The sequence below is a fragment of the Pseudomonadota bacterium genome (genome assembly GCA_030860485.1).
Classification (GTDB): domain Bacteria; phylum Pseudomonadota; class Gammaproteobacteria; order JACCXJ01; family JACCXJ01; genus JACCXJ01.
The window spans coordinates 1-7263 of sequence record JALZID010000215.1; the positions used below are offsets into that span (position 1 = coordinate 1).

The window sequence follows — 7263 nt, forward strand, 5'->3', positions numbered from 1 at the left end:
CACGGTCATCGCCAACAATCTCAACCTGTTCGGACACGACGGCGTCGCTGGCGTCACAGGGTTCACGCCAGGGCCGACCGACCTCGTGCCGAGCGCACCCCTGGGCGCGATCCTCAACCCCACGCTCGGCGACAACGGGGGCCTCACGCGAACGCATGCCTTAGTCGCCGGCAGCCCGGCCACCGATGCCGTAGCCGCGGCCTCCTGTGCGACGGCCAGCGACCAGCGAGGCGTCTTACGACCCCAGGATAGCGACGCGGACACGGTCGCCGACTGCGACATCGGGGCCTTCGAGCTTGCGCTGCCGGCGGTAGAGACCGTGGCCGCCGATCCCAATCCGCAGTCCCGCTGCACCCGGTCTAGGTGCGACATCCTCATCAAGTGCAACGTCGATCAGGCCCTGGGAACACCATGTACCAACCAGATCCGCTTTTTCGTCAGAGAAAGGGATGTCCGACTGAGCGAGGCGTCATCGACCAATCAAGGCGCCACGGAGGCGGCATCGACCACGGCGCTACGCCGGATCCGGTTCGCCTTCGGAGTTGCTAACGTCCCGCCGGGTGAGACGGCGAACGTGAGGCTCAGGCTCACCAAGCGGGCCAAGCAGATCGTCCGGACCAGCACGCGCAGGAGGCTACGGGGCGTCATGGAGATCCGAAACTCGGTCGGGACCGTCAGCTCGACACGGATACGCATCAGGCTCAAATAACAATTCCCGACCGACGGCGGCTGGGCACCGACATGAAGCTCCGGGTGTCATGGAGATCCGAAACGCTGCCGGCACCGGCATCGTAAGCAGCACACGGATCGCGATCCGGCACAAGCGCCGGTAACGGGACCGCCAGGCCGCCGATCCGCTCGCTAATCCCGAGCGGATCGGTTTCCGGGAGCGCGGATCCGGGATAGGATCGCAGCCGGCTCGACAACACCCAAGGACAACCGACCCCGCCGATGTCCAGCACGCCTCCCCCGGCAGCGACCGACGCCCTGCGCAGCGTCCACACCTCGAACCTGCCCGCGCTCTTCGCAGAGTTGCAGGTGAGCCTCTTGGTCTCGACCTACCAGGCCGGGAAGGTCATCCTCATCCGCAACGACGAGGGGGTTGTCAACACCCACTTCCGTACCTTCGGCAAGCCCATGGGGATCGCCGCCGATCGGGCGCGCCTGACCATCGGCGGGACCAACACGGTCTGGTACTACCGTAACCTTCCGGCCGTGGCCGAAAAGCTGGAGCCCGTCGGCAAGTACGATGCCTGCTATCTGCCGAGGCGCATCCATGTCACCGGCGACATCGACATCCACGAGCTCGCCTGGGATGCCAAGGATGAGCTCTGGCTGGTCAACACGCGCTTCGGATGTCTCTACACCCTGGATGCCGACCATAGCTTCTATCCCCGCTGGCGGCCGCCGTTCCTGTCCGCCCTCGCGCCCGAGGACCGCTGTCACCTGAACGGCCTCTGCCTGGTCAATGGCGGGCCCAGATACGTCACCGCCCTGGGGGAGACGGACACGCCGGGAGGATGGCGGGCCAACAAGCGTAGCGGCGGGCTCTTGATGGACATCGACAAGAACGAGGTCCTGATCCGCGGCTTGTCCATGCCGCACTCCCCGCGCTGGTACCAGGGCCGGCTATGGCTCTTGGAATCCGGTCAGGGCAGCCTCGCGGTAGCCGATCTCGAGCGCGGCACTTGGCGGACGGTGGCCCAAGTGCCGGGGTTCACGCGCGGCCTGGACTTCTACGGTCCACTGGCCTTCATCGGCCTGTCACAGGTCCGCGAGACTGCGGTCTTCAGCGGGATCCCGCTGGTCGAGCGCCTGCGGGAGCGCACCTGTGGCGTTTGGATCGTGCACATCGAGAGCGGAGAAACGGTGGGTTTTCTGCGCTTTGAAGCGGGGGTGCAGGAGATCTTCGCGGTGCAAGTGTTGCCGGGGATCCGATTTCCGGAGCTATTGGAGTGGAACGACGAGCGCCTGGCGCATTCCTACGTCCTCCCCGACGAGGCCCTCGCCCTGGTCAAGCTGCCGAGCCCCGAGGAGTTGGCCCGATCCCCGGCGTTCCATTTTCAACACGGGACCAAGTCCTATCACGAGGGCAAGCTCGCCGAGGCGATCGCCGCCTACCGCGAGTGCCTGAGGCTCGATCCGGCCTTTCCCAATGCCCGCTACAACCTGGGCGTGGCGCTCGGGGATGCCGAGGAATACGAGGAGGCGATGACGTGCCTTGAGGCAGTGATGGAGGCCGAGCCGGAACGGCCCGAGACCTACAACAGCCTCGGTTATCTAACCAACCGCCAGCGCCATCCGAAGGAGGCCATCGCGCACTATGAGCGCGCCATCGCATTGCGACCCGACTATGCAGAGGCGCACTTCAAGCTGGGCATGACGCTCCTTCAGCTAGGCGATTACCGGCGCGGTCTCTCTGAGTACGAATGGCGCTGGCAGACGGGCCAGTTCACGCCCTTCGCCTGCCCTCATCCGAAATGGGACGGGGGCCCCATCCCCGATAAGACCTTGTTGATCCACACCGAGCAAGGCGCGGGCGACGCCATTCAATTCGCGCGTTATCTACCGCTCGCGGCACAGCGCTGCCGGAGATTGATCCTGGTGTGCCGGGCGGATCTGATGCCGCTGTTTTCGACGATCCCCGGCATCGCCGAGCTGCGCGAGGCCGGCACCATCCAGGTCTCGGAGTTCGACACCTATTGTCCCTTGCTGAGCCTGCCGCTCTTGTTCGGCACGACCTTGGAGACCATCCCGGACGCTGTGCCTTACCTCGACATCGCGACCTTGCAGAGGCGCAAGACGCCATCGATATTGCCGGTCGGGACCCGACCGAAGATCGGTATCGTGTGGGCCGGGAGCCCGACGTATCAGAACGACCGCCATCGCTCCATCGCGCTCTCCGAGCTCCTGCCGATCCTGCGGCTCCCGGACTTCGATTTCTACAGCCTGCAGAAGGGCGAGCGCTGCCGGGACCTCCTGGGGCTGCCGCCGGACTGCCGGGTACAGGACCTCGATCCGTCCCTGGCGGACTTCGGCGACACCGCGTTGGTCATCGATGCGCTCGATCTCGTCATCACCGTCGATACCGCGATCGCGCACCTCGCCGGCGCCCTCGCCAAACCGGTGTGGACGCTGCTACCGGAAGTGCCAGATTGGCGCTGGGGCCTCACCGATCCGACCACGCCCTGGTACCCGAGCATGCGGCTCTTCCGGCAGGACCGCCGGGGGGACTGGGCAGGAGTCATGGGCCGGGTCTCGGAGGGCTGCTCGGGGGCCGGCGGTGAATGGCGAATGGGAAGGTATACCGCGCAGCCTTGCTCAAAGTCTCCCCCTTCAGAAGGGGGAGATTTAGTGGGGGTAAACGACGCCAGTGCCTGAGACGAGCGCCGTCTTGAGCCTAGGCGCCTTGACCCCCTCCTAACCTCCCCCTTCGCAAGGGGGAGGAACAAGGGGGGGCTCGCCCTTCGCAAAGGGGGAGGAACAAGGAGGAACAAGGGCGGCTCCCCCTTCGCAGGGGGGCGGAAAAAGCGGGGCTCCCGCCCAGCGGCGTCACGCACCAACAACAGGCGCCACCGAACGGAGTGACGGCGCCGCGCACCACAAAGGCGCCGTCCGAGACTGCGGTCGGGGCTCGGCCGCTCCGGGGATCTACTGATAGGCAAGGGTATTCCACCAAGCCCTGGCGGTGGCCGGGGTCTTGCTGACGCGCACACGGACCGACCCGAATGAGCGCCTCTGGCATGCATCAACCCGCCCGCGGTCTCCACCTCTGGAGCTTCCAGGGCAAGACGCGCATCCTCCACTTGAGCTGGTGTGCGTTTTTTCTGTCCTTCGTCGTGTGGTTCAACCATGCGCCCCTGCTCGCGGCAATCCGAGACACGCTCGGGCTCAGCGACGCAGAGATCAAGACCCTGCTGATCCTCAACGTGGCGCTCACCATCCCGGCCCGCATCATCGTCGGGATGGTGGTCGATCGCTTCGGTCCGCGCATCAGCTTCACGGGTCTCCTGGTCGCGGGCGGCGGACTGTGCTTCCCGTTCGCGGCGGCCGAGAGCTACGAGCTCCTCGCCCTGTCGCGCTTTCTCCTCGGCTTCGTGGGGGCCGGCTTCGTGATCGGCATCCGCATGATCGGCGAGTGGTTCCCCGCCCGCCAGGTGGGCCTGGCCCAGGGGGTCTATGCCGGCTGGGGCAATTTCGGCTCCGCGGCCGCCGCCATCACCCTCCCGATCTTGGCGCTCTCCATCGGCGGTGCTGAGGGCTGGCGGTACGCGGTCGCGAGCACGGGCGTGATCACCATCGTCTATGCCCTGGTCTACTATTTGAGCGCCCGCGACACGCCCGAGGGCGCGACCTATTTCAAGCCCAACAAGCACGGCGGGCTGGAGGTGACCAGCCGCGGCGATTTCTTCTGCTACCTCGCCATGAACGTGCCGCTCTACCTCGCGCTGGCCTTGCTGGCGGCGAAGCTCGCGGGCCTCGGCCTCCTGTCGGAGCTGGCACACCGTTCCATCGATCTCATCCTGCTCACCACCTTCTGCTACCAGTGCCTGCGCATCTATCAGATCAACGCGCGGGTGTTCGCGCAGCCGCGCCCCTCGGTACACCGCTACAAGTTCAAGCAGGTGGCCATCCTGAGCCTCGCCTATGCGGTCACCTTCGGATCCGAGCTGGCCGTGGTGTCGATGCTGCCGCTGTTCTTCGAGGACACCTTCGGGCTGTCGTCGGTGACGGCCGGTTTCCTGGCCGCGCCCTTCGCGCTGGTGGTGGTAGTCATGCGTCCGCTCGGTGGTTATGTGAGCGATCGCTTCGGGCGCAAGCGGACGCTCGTCACCGTCATGATCGGCCTCTGCTGCGGCTATGCGCTGATGAGCCAGATCGACACGAGTTGGCCCATCGCGCTGGCCGTCGCGGCCTGCATCGGCTGCGGGTTGTTCGTGCACCTCGGTACGGGCGCGGTGTTCGCCATCATCCCGCTCATCCAGCGCCGCCTCACCGGCCAGATCGCCGGGCTGGCCGGGGCCTACGGCAACGCCGGCGGCGTCGCCTTCCTGACCGTGCTGGCCACCGTGGATACCTCCACGTTCTTTCTCACCATCGCCGCCTCGGCGGCCATCTTGGTCGGGCTGGTCTTGTTCCTCGACGAACCGACCGGGACCATGGTGGAAGTACTGCCCGATGGTACGGTGCAGTTGATCGACGTGACCTGAATATACCGCTTCCCCTCCCCCTTCCGAAGGGGGGTAGGGTGGGGGGTGCCGTGCATGGTATACGATGACGCGCAGCGCGCCATGGCTACCCAGCTTCAAGTCTCCACCGGCCAATGCTCGGACGCCGGGCGCAGGCCGCGCAACGAGGACTTCCACGGCATCCACATCCCGAGCGCCGACCAGCTCGGGACCAAGGGCATCGCCGCCGCGATCGCCGACGGCGTGAGCACTTGCGAGAGCGGCCAGGAGGCCTCGGGGGCGGGCGTGGTCGGGTTCCTGGAGGACTATTTCAGCACCCCGGATTCCTGGTCCGTGCAGAAGTCCGCTCAGAAGGTCCTGACCGCGCTCAACGCCTGGCTTTATAGCCAGGGACAGCGCAACCGCGATTCGGGACGGGGGCTCCTCACCACCTTCAGCGCGGTGGTCTTGAAATCGACCACGGCGCACCTCTTCCATGTCGGTGACAGCCGCATCTACCGCCTGCGCGACGGCGATCTGGAGCGGCTGACCACCGATCACCAGGCCTTCATCGGACCCGGACCGGCGTTCCTGTCCCGGGCGCTGGGCGCCGATGTGAGCGTCGAGATTGATTATCGCAAGCTGCCGGTCGTCGAGGGCGACATCTTCGTCCTGACCACCGACGGCGTGCACGGCTATCTGGACGACAAGGCGATCGGCCGTGTCATAGGGGCCTTCGGCATGAACCTCGGCACCGCGGCCACCGAGATAGTCCGCGCGGCGCTCGCCAATGCCAGCCCGGACAATGCGACCTGCCAGATCGTCCGCATCGACGCCCTCCCGTCGCAGCGTCCCGAGGAAGTCTACCAGGAGCTCACCGAGCTGCCTTTCCCGCCCCCGCTCAGCCCGGGCATGAGCCTCGATGGCTATCGCATCATCCGCGAGGTGCACGCCAGCAACCGCTCGCAGATCTATCTCGCAATCGACAACGAAACGGGCCGGCAGGTCGCGCTCAAGACGCCGTCGGTCAACTACGAAGACGACCTCGGCTATATCGATCGCTTCGTCTTGGAAGAATGGGTCGGGCGACGTATCGACAACCCGCACGTCGCCAGGGTCTACGTCCCGACGCGGGCGTGCAGGTTCCTGTACTACGTCACCGAATATCTACAGGGCGTCACGCTGAGACAGTGGATGCACGATCGACCGAATCGACGCCTCGAAGAGGTCCGCAAGATCGTCGAACAGATCGCCAAGGGGCTCCAGGCCTTCCACCGCCTGGAGATGCTGCACCAGGACCTCAAACCCGAGAACATCATGATCGACTACGCCGGGCATGTGAAGCTCGTGGACTTCGGCTCCACGCGGGTCTCGGGGATCGCCGAGATCACCACCCCGATCGAACGCGTCGGCCCGCTCGGCACCCGCAACTATTGTGCGCCGGAGTACTTCCGCAACGAGCCGGGGACGACGGCCTCGGACGTGTACTCGCTGGGTGTGATCGCCTATGAGTTACTGACGGATGCCCTGCCCTACGGCGAGATGCCGCACGATGGAGACCCGCGCCATCTGGACTATAAGCCGGCCTGCTACCGCAACCCGGCCGTTCCCCAATGGGTGGACGGCGCCTTGCGCAAGGCCGTACACCGGGACCCGAAACGCCGCTACCAGGAGGTCTCGGAACTGCTCCACGACCTCCGGCATCCCAACGCGGAGCTCATCGACCAGACGCCGCGCCCTTTACTGGAGCGCAATCCGGTGGCCTTCTGGCGCACCACGACCCTACTCTTGCTGGTACTGGTCTTCTATCTCTTGTTCCGGCTGGCACCCTAGCATTCTTCCCGTCCTCGTTCCCGAAGGGGGCGATGTAGCGGGGGTAAACGACGGCGTCGGTGCCTGAGACGAGCGCCGTCTTGAACCCCGCTTTGACCCCCTCCTAGCCCGGATTTCTCACCGGTGGTATGGAACAAGGCCGTACCTCGTAGCATAATATGTTCTAGATCAGCAGGTTATGCCGATATACGAGGACGGCCTTATGAACACAGAGTGTAGCGCAGAGCGGATAGACTTTCACGGTCTTAGAGGGCGGGGGGTG

Annotated in this window: 4 protein-coding genes; all 4 read left to right on the forward strand. The window is 65.5% G+C overall.

The features are described from left to right. Positions 1-709, forward strand: a 709-nt coding sequence (locus M3461_12850) for a hypothetical protein (protein ID MDQ3775169.1), incomplete at its 5' end; no start/stop codon positions are given. A 242-nt stretch (positions 710-951) separates the two neighbouring features. After that, the gene (locus M3461_12855; protein MDQ3775170.1) at positions 952-3381 is read left to right on the forward strand and encodes a TIGR03032 family protein; all 2430 of its coding nucleotides are present in this window, start codon (positions 952-954) and stop codon (positions 3379-3381) included. A gap of 362 nt (positions 3382-3743) precedes the next feature. Next, complete coding sequence (locus M3461_12860) at positions 3744-5210, forward strand: NarK family nitrate/nitrite MFS transporter (protein ID MDQ3775171.1); 1467 nt, start codon at positions 3744-3746, stop codon at positions 5208-5210. A gap of 54 nt (positions 5211-5264) precedes the next feature. Beyond that, positions 5265-7001 carry a bifunctional protein-serine/threonine kinase/phosphatase gene (locus M3461_12865; GenBank protein MDQ3775172.1) on the forward strand — a complete coding sequence of 579 codons (1737 nt, stop codon included), beginning with the start codon at positions 5265-5267 and terminating at the stop codon, positions 6999-7001. The last annotated feature ends 262 nt before the right edge of the window (positions 7002-7263 follow it).